Raw genomic sequence first — 16301 nt, forward strand, 5'->3', positions numbered from 1 at the left:
CCATTGGTCCTTTGGGCCTCAATCGGCGCGGTGATAGCGGCGCGGGGCCGCGGGTTCAAGCCCCGCCCGGTCAACTACCTGCCACGTCGTTGCCCGGCCGCCGCGGGGTGGCGAGATAGGATGATAAACTCGGCGAAACGGACGGCGTGACCATTGTGTGCCCTGCCGCAACAACGGATGGGAATGTTCTCGATGCAAAATGACGGTCGTGTGTCCTGGACGGGGCGGCTTCCGTTCTTCTACGGCTGGATCGTCGTCGGCGTGGCCTTCGTCACGGTGGCGCTGGGGGTCACGGCGCGCACCGCCTTCTCCCTGATGTTCCCGCCGATCGTCGACGAGTTCGGCTGGGACCGCGGCCTCGCCGCCGGTGCCTTTTCGTTCGGCTTCCTCGTCTCGGCCCTGATGAGCCCGGTGGTGGGCCGCCTGATGGACCGGCGCGGCCCGCGCTTCGTCATCGAGATCGGCGTGCTGCTGACGGCGGCCGGGCTGGTCGCGGCGACGCGCATCGAGACACCGTGGCAGCTCTACGCAACGCTCGGCGTGCTGGTCGGGGCGGGCGCCAACTGCATGACTTTCACGGCGCAGTCGCAGTACCTGCCCAACTGGTTCGTGCGCCGGCGCGCGCTCGCCATCAGCATCGCCTTCTCCGGCGCGGGCTTCGGCGCCATCCTGATCCTGCCGTGGATCCAGGAGATCATCCTGCACCAGGGCTGGCGGAGATCCTGCCTGACGCTCGGCGTGATGACGCTTGCCGTTCTGCTGCCGCTCAATCTCCTCGTGCGCAAGCGGCCGGAGGATATCGGCGTCGAGCCCGACGGCGACGGCCGCCGCGTCGGCGCCGCGCCGCGGCCGTCGAACATCGTCGATCCGGCGTGGGCCGCGATCGAATGGACGACGGCGCGGGCGATGCGGACGGCGCGTTTCTGGTGGATCGCGCTCGCCTATTTCTGCGGCGGCTTCGTCTGGTACGCGGTGCAGGTGCACCAGACCAAGTACCTGGTCGAGATCGGCTTCAGCCCGATGGAGGCGGCATGGGCGCTGGGGCTGGTGGCGATGGCGGGCGTGCCGGGGCAGATCTTCCTCGGCGCGCTGTCGGATCGCATCGGCCGCGAGATCGTCTGGAGCATCACGGGCATGGGCTTCGCGATCTGCTACGCCGCTCTGCTTGCCCTGGCGGCCGGCCCTTCGCAGCCGCTCCTCTATGTGATGGTGCTCTCGCAGGGGCTACTGGGTTACGCCATGACCTCGGTTATGGGTCCGATCGTGGCCGAGATCTTCGAGGGCCCGCATTTCGGCTCGATCTTCGGCGTGCTGACGGTGGCGCTGATCGGCGGCGGCGCGGCGGGACCTCTGATCGCCGGCATGGTGCACGACCGCACCGGCGGCTACGGCGATGCCTTCATCCTGTCGATCGCCCTCTGCTTCCTGTCGATCATCGCCATCTGGCGGGCCGCGCCGGGCAGGGTGCGCCTGGTGGCCGGCCGTGCGCGCGCCCGCGCGCTCGCCGACGCAAAGACCGCCTCCTAAGGTCGAGCCTCTCACTTGCGACCCCTTCGGCGCCCTTCCTTTCCGTTCGATTCAGGTCTGCGCCGGAGCACTGTCCGCAGGATGGCAACGAAGAGCAATGCGGAGACCGGCCAATGGAACCAGATGCTGTGCAAGCCGGTGAAAACATTGATCAGAACCAGAAAGGCCGAAACGGCGAGAGCCACCACGATGGGGCGAGGAAGGCTCGCCAACCAGTCCGACACCGGGCGCATTGACGTGGATGGCTCGTGTTCCTGGCGACTCGATGCAGCGCCGGCTTCCGAGGGAACGGGGCTTTCGTCGATCGGCAAGCTGTGTCGCCCGGCCGCTTTGCCGCCCATGGTCACCCGATAGCTGGTCACGGGAGCGACATTCTTCATCTGTTGCTGGCCGAGAGAGTCGAAGCCAAGGGACAATTTGTTGTGCACCTGCTCGTAGACCGAACCGGAGATCACGACGCCGCCGGGCTCGGCAAGCTCCTGCAGCCGCGCCGCGATGTTGACCCCGTCGCCATAGATGTCGGAGCCGTCCACCATCACATCGCCGAGATTGATGCCGATGCGAAACCGCATGCGGTGCTCGTGGGGCAGGTCCGGATCCTGATTGGAAATTTCCTGCTGGATCTCGACCGCGCACTGCACGGCCTCGACGACGCTGGCGAACTCGGCGATCACGGCGTCGCCCCAGGTATTCACGATCCGCCCGTCATGGCGCTCCACCAATCCCCCCATGGCGGTGCGGTAGCGGCGCAGCGTTCCCAACGTTCCCGCTTCGTCTGCCTCCATGAGGCGGGAATAGCCGTGCACATCGGCGCACAGGACGGTGGTCAGCCGCCGTTTCACCTTGTCGTCGGTCATCGCCCACATGGTAGCTCCGCCAGCCGCCAATGGCATGAGGTATCGAGTCTGGCGCTACTGCGCTTTAGTCTTACTGCGTCACAAGTTCCGGGTCGTTGATGTTTGTTTGATGGTTATTGCGCAGCACGGACATCGTACGAGGCGCCGGACAATCGCTGCGGCCAGTCTTCGCCGCAAGGTCGTGATCGAGTTGGGAATGTGACGCTCGGTTCTAAGCGGCGGATCCGCGGGGTCGATAATTGTCGGGAAGGCGAGGCGCTTGGAAAGCCGTGGAGGAACGCAGTCCTGAGGGGGGAATCGTCTCCCGCTCGGAGATCAGGTATCCGTAAGCGGCGATGCAGAGCGTGGCGTGATGGTGGAAGCCGCGCCAGCCTCGCCCTTCAAAATGCCCGAGGCCGACTTCCTGCTTGAGGTCCTGGTAGTCACGCTCGATGCGCCAGCGCAGCTTGGCGAGCTCGACGAGACGGGCAAAGCCGATGTCGGAAGGCAGGCTCGAGAGCCAGTATTTGGTCGGCTCCTTCTCGCCTTTGGGCCATTCGATCAGAAGCCATTCTTCCGGCCAGGGCTCGCTGCGATTGAAGTCCCGATGGGCGATGCGAATGCGCAGCCGGGCAAAGCGCGATTTGAGCGGCACATTCGTGCCTTCGCGCCAGGTGATCGTTTTCCAGGCCTTGGTCGGAAGGCCGAAGGCCAGGTCCCTGACCTTGACCGGTCGGTGCTCGGCATCGCGGCGCAGCCGCTTGGTGGGCCGTCCGCGGCCAGGCACATAAGGCTTGGGCGGCAGAGGACTCGTGCCCGGCGCCCATACCGTGGTGCTCGACAGAATGCCGGCAACATAGGACAGCTCGAGCGCCCTGAGAGCCGTGCGCAGCGCGATGTGGGTACCGTAGCCCGCATCCATCAGCACCGCTCCGCGTGGCAAGCCCGCCGCGCAGGCCGCACGAATCTGATCGAGCGCGATCTCGATCTTGGTCTGAAAGCCGATCTCTGTCGGCACGCCCGCCTTCTTGCGACGCACGGGATCGCCGGCCCAGGCCTCCGGCAGGTAAAGCCGATAAGCCACCGGCAGGCTGGCATGGGCGTTGGCCAGCGACAATGATACGGCGACTTGGCAATTGTCCTGCTTGCCAAGTTGTCCGCAATACTGCCGCGCCACTCCCACCGAGTGCATGCCCTTCTTGGGAAAGCTCGTGTCATCGATGATCCAGGCCTCGATCGGTCCCGCACGCTCGATCACGGGCAGCACTATGGTCCGCACCTTGGCCAGGACCTTCTCGTCCGACCAGCCGCCCTCGCCGACAAAATGCAAAAGCGACTGATGCTGCGCTGCCGTCCGCTCCGGCGCAGTCACCGCCGCCAGCGGCTCCACACTCTTGCGCTCGCAGGGCATCAACAGCCCCGTGCAGTAGTCCCGCAGCGGCTTGGCACGGTCCGCGTGACCGATCACCCCAACAAGATCATCAACGTAGGCTGCAAATCGCGCCTCGCTGCCCGCTGACCGGCGATCCATTCAAGCTCTCCTTCCTGAACGAATCGCCAAAAGCTACGCCAATCTCCGCCGCGCACGCCCTGTGGCTTTCTGACTCAGTAAGATTAGGGCCGGCCCCCGCGGAAGGCAAAATAGCGTTCACTCGTTCAGGCCCTTGCCCGGATAGGGATGCGTCGCCTTCCAGTGGTTCGCGATGTCGATGCGGCGCGTGATCCAGACGCCCTGCCGGCCCTGCAGATAGTCGAGCAGCCGCCACAGGCCGGCGGTGCGCGCGGGGTGGCCGGTCAGGCGCATGTGCAGGCCGACCGACATCATCCTGGGCTGCGCCGCGCCCTCGCGATAGAGCACGTCGAAGGCGTCGCGCACCAGGGTGAACCACTGTTCCGATGTGGTCATGCCGGCGGCATACTTGCCGTCGTTGTTGGTGAGCGAGTAAGGCACGACGAGATGCGGCTTGCCCTGCACCGTCTGCCAGAACGGCAGCTCGTCGCCGTAGTAGTCGGAGTCGTACGTGAAGCCGCCTTCCTCCACGAGGAGACGGCGCGTGTTGACGCTCGGTCCATAGCGGCAGTACCAGCCGACCGGTCGTTCGCCGACGGTCTCGGCGAGCGACTTCACGGCCCTGGCGATGTGCTCGCGCTCCTCGGCCTCGCCGAGGTCGAAATGCTTGACCCAGCGCCAGCCATGGCAACAGACGTCGTAGCCCGCCTGCCGGATCGCCTCGGCGGCCTTCCGGTTGCGCTCCAGCGCCAGCGCGCAGCCGAACACGGTGAGCGGCAGGCCGCGCTCCTGGAACGCGCGCATCAGGCGCCAGAAGCCGACGCGGCTGCCATACTCGAACATGCTCTCGCCGGCGAGGTCGCGCCCTTTCAGCCCCGTCGACGAGCTGGTCGATTCGGTGAGGCCGGTCTCGGTGTAGCCTTCGCCGTCCTGGATCGAGGGTTCGGAGCCTTCCTCGTAGTTGATCACGAAGTTGACGGCGAGCCGCGCGCCGTTTGGCCATTTGGGATCGGGCGGCGCCGCGCCATAGCCCAGGAAATCGCGGGTCGGTTGCCAGCTCATGTCGGTCTCCTCACCAGCTCGGCGCCCATCTGACGGGCGATGTCGGCGATCTTTTCGTTCAGGGGGGTCATCGAGATCACCTTAACACCGGCGCGCAGGCATGCGAGCGCCCAGCCGGGCGCATCGCCGCAATCGACGACCAGCGTGAAATCGACATCCGCGAACTCGCGCCGCGCGCGTTCCTGCAGCGCCGCGAGATAGCCCGCGCCGTAGAAGGCGGCCGCATCCTCTGAAGTCACCAGGATGGGCGAGACGCCCTCGGCGCGCGCCGCTTCCAGCGCGGCCGAAGTCGTGCGCCAGTCTCTGACGAGGATGACGGGACTCCCCATGAGGAAGGCATTATCCGTCGGGTGACGGTTGTCAGGGAATCCGGATCGTGAAGGGCGCGACCGGCACGAACTCCTCGTCGCCCTTGCTGCCGTCGCGCCACATGAAGACGGCGAAGCGACCGGGGCGGTCGAGCACGGTCAGCCCGTGATGCCAGGTGTTGGGCCTGTAGGTGACGCCCTGACGACCGTCGGCGAGGAAGGCGCACACGGCGCCAAGATCGGGGCCACCATTCTTCGCATGCGGCGCCACAACGACCAGCCAACGCCCGACATCGAGCGGCAGGAAGGTCTGCGAGGAGAATTCGTGCCGCTCCAGCAGCTCGGCGCGCAGCGGCCGGTCGCGGGTCTCGGGCTTGAAGCTGACGGAGAGGCTGGGCCGCGCCGTCGGGCGGAGATTGCCCAGCGCCCGCTCGTAATAGAGGCGACCCGGCTCGCCCGGCGCGTCGATCACGTCGCCGAACGGGGCGAAGACGTCGCGAGCGAGGGGCTGCGGAACGATCTCCATGGCGAGCCCCCGACGTGAGCTCAGCCCAGCTTGCCCATGGCGACGGCGGTGTCGGCCATGCGGTTGGAGAAGCCCCACTCGTTGTCGTACCAGCTCATGACGCGCACCAGCGTGCCGTCCATGACCTTGGTCTGGTCGAGATGGAAGGTCGACGAATGGCTGTCGTGGTTGAAGTCGATCGAGACGTTCGGCTGGTCGGTCCAGCCCAGGATGCCCTTGAGCTGGTTGGCAGCGGCGAGCTTCACCGCCTTGTTGATCTCGTCCTTGTCGGTCTTGCGCTTGGCGACGAACTTGAAGTCGACGACCGAGACGTTGGGCGTCGGCACGCGGATCGCCACGCCATCGAGCTTGCCGTTCAGCTCGGGCAGCACCAGACCGACCGCCTTGGCCGCGCCCGTCGAGGTCGGGATCATCGACATCGCCGCGGCGCGGGCGCGGTAGAGGTCCTTGTGCATGGTGTCGAGCGTGGGCTGGTCGCCGGTGTAGGCGTGGATCGTCGTCATGAAACCCTTCTCGATGCCGACCGCATCGTTCAGCACCTTCACGACCGGCGCCAGGCAGTTGGTCGTGCACGAGGCGTTGGAGACGACCTTGTGGTCCTTGGCGAGCTTGTCGTGGTTCACGCCGTAGACGACGGTGAGGTCGGCATTGTCGGCCGGAGCGGAGACCAGCACCCGCTTGGCGCCGGCGCTGAGATGGGCCGAGGCCTTGTCCTTGGCGGTGAAGATGCCGGTGCATTCGAGCGCGATCTCGACGCCGAGATCCTTGTGCGGCAGCTTGGCGGGGTCGCGCTCGGCCGTGACCTTCATCTTGCCGCGGCCGACATCGATCGTGTCGCCCTCGACCTTCACCTCGTGCGGGAAGCGGCCGTGCACCGAGTCGAAGCGCAGCAGGTGGGCGTTGGTCTCGACCGGGCCGAGATCGTTGATCGCCACCACCTCGATGTCCTTGCGGCCGGACTCGATGATGGCCCGCAGGACGTTGCGGCCGATACGACCGAACCCGTTGATTGCAACCCGAACTGCCATGTCTTCCTCCTATTGCGCCAGCCGGCGCGCCGCCGCGGCGATCGCCTCGGCCGTGATGCCGAAATGCCTGAAGAGATCCGAAGCCTTGGCCGATGCGCCGAAGGTCTTCATGCCGACGAACTCGCCTCTCGAACCCAGCCAGCGCTCCCAGCCGAAGCCGCCGGCCGCCTCGCAGGCGACGCGGACGGTGCCGTCGCCGCCCATGACTTCATGCCGATAGCTATCGCTCTGATGCGCGAAAAGTTCCCACGACGGCATCGACACGACCGCCGCATCGAGCCCGTCCTTCGCCAGAAGATCGCGGGCCGCGAGGGCAAGATGCACTTCCGACCCCGAGGCGATCAGCCGGATCGGTGCGGTCGCCTGGCCGGCGAGGAGATAGGCGCCACGCGCACAGAGATTGCTGTCGGAGGCCCCGCGTAGGGTCGGCAGGTTCTGGCGCGTCAGCGCGATGACACTGGGCGTCTTCCTCGATTCGAGCGCGAGCTGCCAGCATTCGGCCGTCTCGATCGTGTCGGCCGGCCGCAGCACCTGTAGGTTCGGTATCGCCCGCAGGGCGGCCAGATGCTCGATCGGCTGATGCGTCGGGCCGTCCTCGCCGAGGCCGATCGAATCGTGCGTCATCACGTAGATGACGCGGATGCCCATCAGGGCGGCGAGCCGGATCGATGGCCGGCAATAGTCCGTGAACACGAGAAAGGTGCCGCCGTAGGGGATGATGCCGCCGTGCAGGGCCATGCCGTTCATGGCCGCCGCCATCGCATGCTCGCGAATGCCGTAGTGGATGTAGCGCCCGCCCGGATCCTGCGCCGTCGCCAGGCGAAGGCCCGCGGTCTTGGTGTTGTTGGAGCCGGTGAGGTCGGCCGAGCCGCCCACCGTGTCGGGCAGCACAGGGTTGATGACCTCGAGCGCTTCCTGGCTCGACTTGCGCGTCGCCCACGACGGCTTGTCGGCCGCGATCCGGGCCTTGAAGGCCGCGACCGCCTCGCTGACCGCCGCCGGCAGCTCACCCTTCTGGCGCCGGTCGAACTCCGCGCGATCGCCGGCATTCATCTCGGCATGACGCTTGAGCCATTTGCGCCGCACGGACTTGCCGCGCGCGCCGACCTTGCGCCAGGCGGTGAAGATCGGCTCGGGAATCTCGAAAGGCGGTGCCGTCCAGCCGAGCTTCTGGCGCGCCCCGGCGACTTCCTCCTTGCCGAGCGGCGAACCGTGCGTGGCAGCGGTGCCGGCCTTGGTCGGCGCGCCATAGCCGATCACGGTCTTGCAGGCGATCAGCGAGGGCTTGTCGGCGACGTTGCGGGCGCGGCGGATCGCCCGCGCGACCGCGTCTTGGTCGAGCCCGTCGACCGACTGCACGTGCCAGCCCGCGGCGGCGAAGCGTTTCTTGTGATCCTCCGACGTCGAGAGCGAGGTCGGGCCATCGATGGAGATGCCGTTGTCGTCGTAGAGCACGATCAGGCGGCCGAGACCGAGATGGCCGGCGAGGGTAATCGCCTCTTGGCCGACGCCCTCCATCTGACAGCCGTCGCCGGTGATCACGTAGGTATAGTGATCGACGATGTCGGCGCCGAAACGATCGCGCAGCAGCCGTTCGGCGAACGCGAAGCCGACCGAATTGCCGAGTCCCTGGCCCAGGGGGCCGGTCGTCGTCTCGATGCCGCTGGCATGGCCGTACTCGGGATGGCCCGCGGTGCGGCTGCCCAGCTGGCGGAAATGCTTCAGCTCGTCGAGCGTCATGTCGGCGTAGCCGGTGAGATAAAGCAGCGCGTAGAGCAGCATCGAGCCGTGGCCGGCCGACAGGATGAAGCGGTCGCGGTCGGGCCAGTGCGGATCGGCGGGATCGAACTTCAGGAACTTGGAGAACAGCACCGTGGCGACGTCGGCCATGCCCATCGGCATGCCGGGATGGCCGGACTCCGCCTGCTGCACGGCATCCATGGCCAGGGCCCGGATAGCGTTCGCCATGTCGCGAGGTGCAGCGGTTTGTGCGGTCATCAGATGCTGTCGCCGTAAGGATTTTTTGAACGGCGCGCAACATGACGGCGGCCCCCATCTGCGTCAATGCGCAAAACCTTATACGTGGCCAAGATGTTGCGGGACTCGATGCTCCACAGCCGCCAGATGTTGACCGCCCGGGGGCACTCCACTTATCCTTGACGGATGCAGCAGATGCCGTCGGGCGAAGATCTTCGATCCGCCGCTGGGGGAGCCATGTCCAAGGCAGGCAATGCCAAGGATCGCGTGAACGAGGCGCTCAGCCGGCTGGAGTCGATGATCGACGAGCGACTAGGGGCCGAGCGTGCGCGCTCCGAGGAGCTCGCCCATCGTCTCGGCAAGCTCGAGCAGCAGCATGAAGAGCTGAGAAAGGTCGCGGGCGAGGTCGAAGGACGGCTCGAACGCGCGATGGAGTATATCCGCTCGCTGCTCGCCGCCGATCAGGAGTGAGTACCTGGACGGGCCGCGCCGGCGGGTTCTTTTCAACAAACAGGCGTCGCATCGCGGGCCATACGAGGGTAAAGTCACGTTCCCCTCAAACGCCGAAACAACGGCGCAATGAACAGGAACAATGACATGCCCGAAGTGTCGATCAATATCGCCAACCGGACCTATGAACTTGCCTGTGGCGCGGGCGAGGAGCGCCGGGTCCAGGAACTGGCTGCCTATGTCGACGAAAAGGTGACGGAGCTGCGCAAGCAGCTGCCGGGCGCGCCCGAGATCAAGCTGATGGTGTTTGCCTCGCTGCTGCTCGCCGAGGAGAGTCGCGAGGCGCGCGGCATTGCCAGGCAGGCCGCGACGGCGCGTGCCTCGGCGACCGACGATTCCGAGACGCTGGCCACCGCGCTCGAGGAGCTGATCACCTCGCGCGTCGACAAGATGTCGAAGAAGATGAGCGGGGCGGCGTAGCCAGAAGCATGAACGAAGGGTCCCCGGCCTCGCCTCGGTGGCATTGCGGTGCCCGGCCCGAGTGCCTAGATTGGGCCCGGGGCGGAGTTCTGCGCGGCGCGAGGTTCGCTTAAAAATCCCGGGGCCAATAAAGATCTCCTGGGAGCTGTCCCTGGCCTTGGCCGTGGCCTTGGCCACACGGCGCCCACCTGCTTTTGCAGGCCTTGGAGATTTTTACGACCACGGCCTATCGTGGAGCCGCCCCACCTTCGTTCCATTCCCGACATGAGCCTGATCGACGACAAGCGCATCCTGCGCGGCACCATGCTGGCGTGGCGCGGCACTCTGGCCGAAGCCGATCGTGCGGCGGCTGCCGAGGGTCTTCTCGCGACCTTCCGGCGCGAGCGGCCATTCGAGAAGGCGGCCATCGTGTCCGGCTTCTGGCCGATCAAGGAGGAGATCGACATCCGGCCGCTCCTGATCGAGCTTTTCAATCGAGGCTGTCAGCTTGCATTGCCGGTCGTGATGGGCAAGGGACAGCGGCTCCTCTTCCGCGCCTGGCGGCCGGGCGATTCGCTCGAAGCCGGCGTGTTCGGCACGCTGCAGCCATCGGCCCGGCGCGAGACGATCGAACCCGAGGCGCTGCTGGTGCCGCTGCTGGCTTGCGATCGGGAGGGGTGGCGCCTGGGCTATGGCGGCGGCTTCTACGACCGCACGCTCGCGGCGCTGCGCGCCAGGGGCAAGGTCATTGCCCTCGGTGTGGGCTTCGATGACCAGCTCGTTCCGAACGTGCCGCACGGACCATCGGACCAGCGACTGGATTGGCTGTTGACCGATCGGCGCGCTTGCGCCTTTGTCTGACGGATGAAGGTCCTTTTTTGCGGAGACATCGTCGGACGGTCGGGACGCGAGGCCGTGATCAAGAATGTGCCGCGTCTGCGCGAGCAGCTCGGCCTCGATTTCGTGGTGGCCAACGGCGAGAACGCCGCGGCCGGCTTCGGCATCACCGCACGCATCTGCGCCGACCTGCACAAGTGCGGCGTGGACTGCATCACCACCGGCAATCACGTATGGGACCAGCGCGACATCGTCCCCTACATCGCCCAGGACAAGCGCCTCCTGCGGCCGGTCAACTTTCCGCCCGGCACGCCCGGCTGGGGCGCCAATCTGTTCGAGACGCCGCGCGGCCAGAAGGTTCTCGTCGTGAACGTGATGTGCCGGCTGTTCATGGAGCCGCTCGACGATCCGTTCCGCGCTGTCGATGCCGAGCTCGCGAAGTACGTGATGGGCCGTTCGGCGCACTTCATTCTGGTCGACGTCCACGGCGAGGCGACCAGCGAGAAGCAGTCGATGGGCCATCATTGCGACGGCCGTGCCTCGGCGGTGCTGGGCACGCACAGCCACATTCCGACCGCCGACCACTGGATCCTGCCGCAAGGTACGGCATACCAGACCGACGTCGGCATGTGCGGCGACTACGACTCGGTGATCGGCATGAAGAAGGACGTCGCCGTGCAGCGCTTCATCAAGAAGGTGCCCGGCGAGCGCCTCTCGCCGGCGGACGGGGAGGGGACGCTGTGCGCCGCGCTGGTCGAAAGCGACGACAAGACCGGTCTGGCCCGGTCGATCCGACCGGTCCGGATTGGCGGCTGCCTCTCGCCTACCGAGTGACTTTCAGCATCTTGTATGCCGCAAGGGGGCTCCATACCTATTACAGGTAGCTTGAAGAGGGCCGTTGACGGTCTGGGGAAAAAGCGGCATCCTTTTGATGTTAAACGATTTTTCGCCGCACTGGCGAACTGTCTTCAAGGTTAGAGGGGGCGTCGGAATCTAGGTTCCGACGTTTTTTAGCGGGGGCTTCGGCCCCCGCCTTTTTTTGTGCCGCACGTGCTGGCGTGTCTCTAACAGTCCCAAAGCCCACGAGAAGTGGTATAGGCGGCCCATCACCTCACTGAATCTGGTTGTCGGGCGATGGCTGGCCATTCGCAATTCAAGAACATCATGCACCGCAAGGGCAGGCAGGACGCCCAGCGGGCCAAGATCTTCACCAAGCTCATCCGCGAGATCACGACTGCCGCGCGACTCGGCACCGCCGATCCGAACGCGAATCCCCGCCTGCGGGCGGCGATGATCGCGGCGCGCGAAGCGAACATGACGCGCGATACGATCGACCGTGCCATCAAGCGTGGCTCGGGCAACGAGGCCGACGCCAACTACGACGAGGTACGCTACGAAGGCTACGGTCCAGGCGGCGTCGCGGTGATCGTCGAGGCGCTCACCAACAACCGCAATCGCACCGCCGGCGAAGTGCGCTCGATCTTCGCCAAGCACGGCGGCAATCTCGGCGAATCGAACAGCGTGTCCTTCATGTTCGATCATATGGGCGAGTTCCGCTATCCGCTGGATGCGGGTACGGCGGACGACGTGATGGAGAAGGCGATCGAGGCCGGGGCCGACGACGTGGCGAGCGGCGAGGGCGAAGGCGCCGCGCACGAGATCTACTGCACGCAGGACAGCTTCAACGCCGTGCGCGAGGCGCTCGAGAAGTCGCTCGGCCAGCCCTCGTCGGCCAAGCTCATGTGGCGGCCCAAGACGACGACGCCGATCGAGGGCGATGCGGCGCAGACGCTGCTCGACCTGATCGCGGCGCTGGAGGACAACGACGACGTCCAGAACGTCTACGCCAACTTCGAGCTGTCGGACGACGCTCTGGCGAGGTTCGCGGCCTGAGCGGCGCGATGAGACTGATCGGCCTCGACCCCGGTCTGCGATTGACCGGCTGGGGCGTGATCGAGGTCGAGGGCAACCGGCTGCGCCACGTGGCGCACGGTGTGATCAGGGTTGTGGGCGAGCGGTCGCTGGCCGAGCGGCTGTGCGAACTGTTCGACGGTGTGGCGGCGGTCGTGGCGGCGCAACAGCCGGCCGAGGCGGCGGTCGAGGAGACTTTCGTGAACGTCAATCCCGGTTCGACGCTGAAGCTTGGCCAGGCGCGCGGCGTGGTGCTGCTGGCGCCGGCACGCGCCGGACTGCCGGTGTTCGAGTACGCCGCCAACCTCGTCAAGAAGTCGGTGGTCGGCGTCGGCCATGCCGACAAGCGGCAGATCGCCATGATGGTGGGGCGCCTCCTGCCCGGCGTCGAGGCGACGGCGGACGCGGCCGATGCGCTCGCCGTCGCGATCTGCCATGCCCATCACCGCGCCGCCAAGCGGCTGGAGGCGGCGCTGTGATCGCCAAGCTCAAGGGCACGGTCGATTCGATCGGCGAGGAGAGCGCGGTGATCGACGTGAACGGCGTCGGCTATCTCGTCTCCGCTTCCGCGCGCACCTTGCGCGATCTCGTCGCGGGCGGTTCCGCGTCCCTCCTGGTGGAGACCATCGTGCGCGAAGATGCGATCGCGCTCTACGGCTTCCTCGAGACAGCCGAGCGGGACTGGTTCCGCATTCTCACGACGGTGCAGGGCGTGGGCGCCCGGGTGGCGCTCTCGATCCTGTCGACGCTGTCGCCGCAGGAGATCGCGCGCGCCATCGCCGCCCAGGATCGCGCCAGCCTGAGCCGCGCGCCCGGCGTCGGCCCGCGGCTCGCGGCGCGCCTTGCCACCGAGCTCAAGGACAAGGCGGCGGCTTTCGGCGTCGCCCCGGCCGCGCCGCAAGCCGGCGGGACGGCACCGGTGCCGGCCGCCACGGGTTCGGTCAACGAGGACGCCGTCTCGGCGCTGGTCAATCTCGGCTACCGCCGCGTCGAGGCGTTCGGCGCCGTGGCCCGCGCCACCCAGCGGCTCGGCACTGACGCGAAGCTCGACGCCGTGATCCGCGCCGGCCTGCAGGAGCTGGCGCGATGAGCGACGCGGCGGCAGAGCGCCTGGTTGCCGGCAAGCGGGCCGAGGAGGATGCCGCGGAGCTCGCGCTGCGCCCGCAGACGCTCGACGACTTCGTGGGCCAGAAGCAGGTGCGCGAGAACCTCAGGATCTTCATCGCCGCCGCCCGGGCCCGCAAGGAGGCGCTCGATCACGTGCTGTTCCATGGGCCGCCCGGTCTCGGCAAGACGACGCTGGCGCAGATCGTGGCGCGCGAGATGGGCGTGGGCTTTCGCGCCACCTCCGGCCCGGTGATCCAGAAGGCGGGCGATCTCGCCGCGCAGCTCACCAACCTGCAGCCGCATGACGTGCTGTTCATCGACGAGATCCACCGCCTCAACCCGGCGATCGAGGAGATCCTCTATCCGGCGATGGAGGACTTCCAGCTCGACCTGATGATCGGCGAGGGGCCGGCGGCGCGCTCGGTCAGGATCGAGCTGCCGCCCTTCACGCTGGTCGGCGCGACGACGCGCTCGGGCCTGATGACACGGCCCCTGCGCGAGCGCTTCGGCATTCCCCTGCGCATGGTGTTCTACGAGCCGGCGGAGCTCGAGACGATCGTGCATCGCGCGGCGCGGGTCCTGAGGATGGAGATGGCCGCGGACGGCGGCGCCGAGATTGCCCGGCGCTCGCGCGGCACGCCGCGCGTCGCCAATCGCCTGCTGCGCCGCGTACGCGACTTCGCCGCCGTGGCGGGGCACGGTGTCGTCGACGCCCGGGCGGCCGACGAGGCGCTGACGCGGCTCGAGGTCGATGCGCGCGGCCTCGACGCGATGGACCGCCGCTACCTCGCCTGCATCGCCGAGAACTATGGCGGCGGCCCGGTCGGCGTCGAGACGCTTGCGGCCGCGCTCTCCGAGCAGCGCGATGTCATCGAGGACGTGATCGAACCCTACCTGATGCAGCTCGGCCTCCTGATGCGGACGCCGCGCGGCCGGCTGCTTTCGGAGGCGGGCTACCGTCATCTCGGCCTCGCCCTGCCGAAGGAGCAGAAGCGCCAACTCGACTTGCTCGCGACGGGCGGGCAGGCGGACGAGGCGTGAGCGCCCCCGCGGCTCCGCCCACCTCGGGGCGCATCGTGGAAGGACGGCACATCCTGCCGCTGCGCGTCTACTACGAGGACACCGACGCCGCCGGCATCGTCTATTACGCGAACTGGTTGCGCTTCCTCGAGCGCGGCCGGACGGAGATGCTCCGACTCCTCGGGCAGGAGCACAGCGCGCTGCGCGCCGAGAGGGACATCAACTGGGTCGTGCGCCGCTGCGCCATCGACTATCTCAGGCCGGCGCGGCTCGACGACGCGATCGAGATCGTCACCTCGTGCGGCGAGCTGCGCGGCGCGTCGCTCGGGATGCGCCAGGAGGCGCGATATGCCGGCGAGGCGCTCGTGCGCGCCGAGCTGGTCGTCGCCTGCATGAGTTCGGCCGGTCGCCCGGTCCGGCTGCCGAGCGAGATTCGGCAGGCGCTGCAAGCGGTTGCGCAACCGGACCCGCCCCGCTCACGCCATATTCGGATATAACGCTCTGCAACGGACGGAGATCACCAATGGACCCGATATCGCAGGTCGCCAGCACCCCCCTTGGCGGCAGCAGTCCCCCCATCGACATGTCGATCTATGGCCTGTTCCTGCAGGCCGACTGGGTTGTCAAAGCGGTCATGATCGCGCTCCTGCTGGCGTCCTTCTGGTCGTGGGCCATCATCTTCGAGAAGATGATCCGCCTCAGGGCGTTGAAGCGCAGCGCCCAAGCGTTCGAGGATACCTTCTGGTCGGGCGTGTCGCTCGAGGACCTCTACGACCGCGTGGGCGGCAAGCCGGACGATCCGATGTCCAGCATCTTCTCGGCCGCCATGCGCGAATGGCGTCGTTCGGTGTCGAAGGGACTGGCGGCCAGCGCCACCGCGAGGGCCGGCCTGCGCCAGCGCATCGAGCAGGTGATGAGCGTCACCATCCAGCGTGAGATGGAGGCGATCGAGAAGCGCCTGGGCTTCCTCGCCACGGTCGGCGCCAACGCCACCTTCGTCGGGCTGTTCGGCACGGTGTGGGGCATCATGAACAGCTTCGGCCATATCGCCGTATCGAAGAACACCTCGCTTGCGATCGTGGCGCCGGGCATCTCCGAGGCGCTGTTTGCGACGGCGATCGGTCTCGTGGCGGCGATCCCCGCCGCCGGTGCCTACAACATCCTGTCCGGCCAGGTGCAGCGCTATGCCTTGCAGCTCGAGGCGTTCGCCGGCGAGTTCATCACCATCCTGTCGCGCCAGCTCGAGGAGCATTCCTGATGGCCGGCATCGTTCCTTCCGCGGGCGGTCGCTTCCGACGGCGACGGTACGCGCCGATGGCCGACATCAACGTCACGCCCATGGTCGACGTCATGCTGGTGTTGCTGGTGATCTTCATGATCACCGCGCCGCTCCTGCAGGTCGGTGTGCCGGTCGATCTGCCCAAGACCAGCGCCCAGCAGGTGGGCGGCAAGGACGAGCCGCTGGTCGTGTCGGTCAACGCCAAGGACGAGGTCTTCCTCGGTGAGACGAAGTACGACGTCGACGAACTCGCTGCCAAGCTCAAGGCCGTGCACGAGGAGAAGCCCGACCAGCGCGTCTTCATCCGTGGCGACAAGTCGATCAACTACGGCCGCATGATGCAGGTGATGGGCATCGTCATCGATTCGGGCTTCCGCCAGCTCGGCCTCCTGGGGGAGCAGGCCGAGCCTTCGGCGTCGAAGGCGGCTGCGCCGGCGCATCCGGCGAAGCGGCGCTGACCGGCG

The 16301-nt window shown here is 67.1% G+C and carries 19 protein-coding genes and 1 other RNA gene; 13 read left to right on the forward strand and 7 right to left on the reverse strand.

What is annotated here, in order from left to right; all coding sequences use genetic code 11:
- Window positions 1–192 precede the first annotated feature (192 nt).
- A complete protein-coding gene (locus tag OJF58_RS21720) occupies window positions 193–1527 on the forward strand; it encodes an MFS transporter (protein ID WP_300779851.1) in 1335 nt (444 codons plus the stop codon).
- Between the two features lie 11 nt (window positions 1528–1538).
- On the opposite strand, the gene OJF58_RS21725 is transcribed toward OJF58_RS21720, so the two are convergent.
- The 7 genes from OJF58_RS21725 to tkt all read right to left on the reverse strand — a co-directional run bounded on the left by OJF58_RS21725 (window position 1539) and on the right by tkt (window position 8795).
- Entirely contained in the window at window positions 1539–2384 is an 846-nt protein-coding gene (locus OJF58_RS21725) for an adenylate/guanylate cyclase domain-containing protein (protein ID WP_300785354.1), read from the reverse strand.
- A gap of 211 nt (window positions 2385–2595) precedes the next feature.
- Window positions 2596–3894, reverse strand: a complete 1299-nt coding sequence (locus OJF58_RS21730) for an IS701 family transposase (RefSeq protein ID WP_300779852.1) — start codon at window positions 3892–3894, stop codon at window positions 2596–2598.
- A gap of 117 nt (window positions 3895–4011) precedes the next feature.
- Window positions 4012–4935, reverse strand: coding sequence for an allantoinase PuuE (locus OJF58_RS21735; RefSeq protein WP_300779853.1), 924 nt, complete (start codon window positions 4933–4935; stop codon window positions 4012–4014).
- The gene (locus OJF58_RS21740; RefSeq protein ID WP_300779854.1) at window positions 4932–5264 is read right to left on the reverse strand and encodes a hypothetical protein; all 333 of its coding nucleotides are present in this window, start codon (window positions 5262–5264) and stop codon (window positions 4932–4934) included. Before OJF58_RS21740 ends, OJF58_RS21735 begins: the two co-directional genes overlap by 4 nt.
- 31 nt (window positions 5265–5295) lie before the next feature.
- The gene (locus tag OJF58_RS21745) at window positions 5296–5769 is read right to left on the reverse strand and encodes an ureidoglycolate lyase (RefSeq protein WP_300779855.1); all 474 of its coding nucleotides are present in this window, start codon (window positions 5767–5769) and stop codon (window positions 5296–5298) included.
- 20 nt (window positions 5770–5789) lie between these two features.
- Complete coding sequence (gene gap, locus OJF58_RS21750; RefSeq protein ID WP_300779856.1) at window positions 5790–6797, reverse strand: type I glyceraldehyde-3-phosphate dehydrogenase; 1008 nt, start codon at window positions 6795–6797, stop codon at window positions 5790–5792.
- Between the two features lie 9 nt (window positions 6798–6806).
- Complete coding sequence (tkt, locus tag OJF58_RS21755; RefSeq protein ID WP_300779857.1) at window positions 6807–8795, reverse strand: transketolase; 1989 nt, start codon at window positions 8793–8795, stop codon at window positions 6807–6809.
- A gap of 216 nt (window positions 8796–9011) precedes the next feature.
- On the opposite strand from tkt, the gene OJF58_RS21760 reads away from it, so the two are divergent.
- The 12 genes from OJF58_RS21760 to tolR all read left to right on the forward strand — a co-directional run bounded on the left by OJF58_RS21760 (window position 9012) and on the right by tolR (window position 16295).
- A complete protein-coding gene (locus OJF58_RS21760; RefSeq protein ID WP_300779858.1) occupies window positions 9012–9245 on the forward strand; it encodes a hypothetical protein in 234 nt (77 codons plus the stop codon).
- Window positions 9246–9371: 126 nt separating this feature from the next.
- The gene (locus OJF58_RS21765; RefSeq protein ID WP_300779859.1) at window positions 9372–9704 is read left to right on the forward strand and encodes a cell division protein ZapA; all 333 of its coding nucleotides are present in this window, start codon (window positions 9372–9374) and stop codon (window positions 9702–9704) included.
- Window positions 9705–9787: 83 nt separating this feature from the next.
- Window positions 9788–9946, forward strand: a non-coding RNA gene (gene ssrS, locus OJF58_RS21770) — 6S RNA.
- Window positions 9936–10544, forward strand: coding sequence for a 5-formyltetrahydrofolate cyclo-ligase (locus tag OJF58_RS21775; RefSeq protein WP_300779860.1), 609 nt, complete (start codon window positions 9936–9938; stop codon window positions 10542–10544). The genes ssrS and OJF58_RS21775 overlap by 11 nt, the downstream gene beginning before the upstream one ends.
- Before the next feature lie 3 nt (window positions 10545–10547).
- Window positions 10548–11354 carry a TIGR00282 family metallophosphoesterase gene (locus OJF58_RS21780; protein ID WP_300779861.1) on the forward strand — a complete coding sequence of 269 codons (807 nt, stop codon included), beginning with the start codon at window positions 10548–10550 and terminating at the stop codon, window positions 11352–11354.
- Between the two features lie 300 nt (window positions 11355–11654).
- Entirely contained in the window at window positions 11655–12413 is a 759-nt protein-coding gene (locus OJF58_RS21785) for a YebC/PmpR family DNA-binding transcriptional regulator (protein ID WP_300779862.1), read from the forward strand.
- Complete coding sequence (ruvC, locus tag OJF58_RS21790; protein WP_300785356.1) at window positions 12410–12910, forward strand: crossover junction endodeoxyribonuclease RuvC; 501 nt, start codon at window positions 12410–12412, stop codon at window positions 12908–12910. The genes OJF58_RS21785 and ruvC overlap by 4 nt, the downstream gene beginning before the upstream one ends.
- Window positions 12907–13521 (forward strand): Holliday junction branch migration protein RuvA, encoded by a 615-nt coding sequence (gene ruvA, locus OJF58_RS21795; protein WP_300779863.1) that lies wholly within the window; start codon window positions 12907–12909, stop codon window positions 13519–13521. Before ruvC ends, ruvA begins: the two co-directional genes overlap by 4 nt.
- The gene (gene ruvB, locus OJF58_RS21800) at window positions 13518–14579 is read left to right on the forward strand and encodes a Holliday junction branch migration DNA helicase RuvB (RefSeq protein WP_300779864.1); all 1062 of its coding nucleotides are present in this window, start codon (window positions 13518–13520) and stop codon (window positions 14577–14579) included. Before ruvA ends, ruvB begins: the two co-directional genes overlap by 4 nt.
- A complete protein-coding gene (ybgC, locus tag OJF58_RS21805; RefSeq protein WP_300779865.1) occupies window positions 14576–15055 on the forward strand; it encodes a tol-pal system-associated acyl-CoA thioesterase in 480 nt (159 codons plus the stop codon). The genes ruvB and ybgC overlap by 4 nt, the downstream gene beginning before the upstream one ends.
- A gap of 26 nt (window positions 15056–15081) precedes the next feature.
- Window positions 15082–15816 (forward strand): protein TolQ, encoded by a 735-nt coding sequence (tolQ, locus tag OJF58_RS21810; RefSeq protein ID WP_300779866.1) that lies wholly within the window; start codon window positions 15082–15084, stop codon window positions 15814–15816.
- Window positions 15816–16295 (forward strand): protein TolR, encoded by a 480-nt coding sequence (gene tolR / locus OJF58_RS21815; RefSeq protein WP_300779867.1) that lies wholly within the window; start codon window positions 15816–15818, stop codon window positions 16293–16295. The genes tolQ and tolR overlap by 1 nt, the downstream gene beginning before the upstream one ends.
- Window positions 16296–16301: the final 6 nt, after the last annotated feature.

This window comes from Enhydrobacter sp., from assembly GCF_030246845.1.
GTDB lineage: Bacteria > Pseudomonadota > Alphaproteobacteria > Reyranellales > Reyranellaceae > Reyranella.

Excerpts from the sequence above, each read along its gene's own strand:
- OJF58_RS21740 (WP_300779854.1), bottom strand. The coding sequence starts at position 5,264 with ATGGGGAGTCCCGTCATCCTCGTCAGAGACTGGCGCACGACTTCGGCC.
- gap (WP_300779856.1), bottom strand. The coding sequence starts at position 6,797 with ATGGCAGTTCGGGTTGCAATCAACGGGTTCGGTCGTATCGGCCGCAAC.
- ruvB (WP_300779864.1), top strand. The coding sequence starts at position 13,518 with ATGAGCGACGCGGCGGCAGAGCGCCTGGTTGCCGGCAAGCGGGCCGAG.
- OJF58_RS21745 (WP_300779855.1), bottom strand. The coding sequence starts at position 5,769 with ATGGAGATCGTTCCGCAGCCCCTCGCTCGCGACGTCTTCGCCCCGTTC.
- OJF58_RS21785 (WP_300779862.1), top strand. The coding sequence starts at position 11,655 with ATGGCTGGCCATTCGCAATTCAAGAACATCATGCACCGCAAGGGCAGG.
- OJF58_RS21735 (WP_300779853.1), bottom strand. The coding sequence starts at position 4,935 with ATGAGCTGGCAACCGACCCGCGATTTCCTGGGCTATGGCGCGGCGCCG.
- OJF58_RS21725 (WP_300785354.1), bottom strand. The coding sequence starts at position 2,384 with ATGACCGACGACAAGGTGAAACGGCGGCTGACCACCGTCCTGTGCGCC.
- OJF58_RS21730 (WP_300779852.1), bottom strand. The coding sequence starts at position 3,894 with ATGGATCGCCGGTCAGCGGGCAGCGAGGCGCGATTTGCAGCCTACGTT.
- tkt (WP_300779857.1), bottom strand. The coding sequence starts at position 8,795 with ATGACCGCACAAACCGCTGCACCTCGCGACATGGCGAACGCTATCCGG.
- OJF58_RS21760 (WP_300779858.1), top strand. The coding sequence starts at position 9,012 with ATGTCCAAGGCAGGCAATGCCAAGGATCGCGTGAACGAGGCGCTCAGC.
- OJF58_RS21780 (WP_300779861.1), top strand. The coding sequence starts at position 10,548 with ATGAAGGTCCTTTTTTGCGGAGACATCGTCGGACGGTCGGGACGCGAG.
- tolQ (WP_300779866.1), top strand. The coding sequence starts at position 15,082 with ATGGACCCGATATCGCAGGTCGCCAGCACCCCCCTTGGCGGCAGCAGT.
- OJF58_RS21720 (WP_300779851.1), top strand. The coding sequence starts at position 193 with ATGCAAAATGACGGTCGTGTGTCCTGGACGGGGCGGCTTCCGTTCTTC.
- tolR (WP_300779867.1), top strand. The coding sequence starts at position 15,816 with ATGGCCGGCATCGTTCCTTCCGCGGGCGGTCGCTTCCGACGGCGACGG.
- OJF58_RS21765 (WP_300779859.1), top strand. The coding sequence starts at position 9,372 with ATGCCCGAAGTGTCGATCAATATCGCCAACCGGACCTATGAACTTGCC.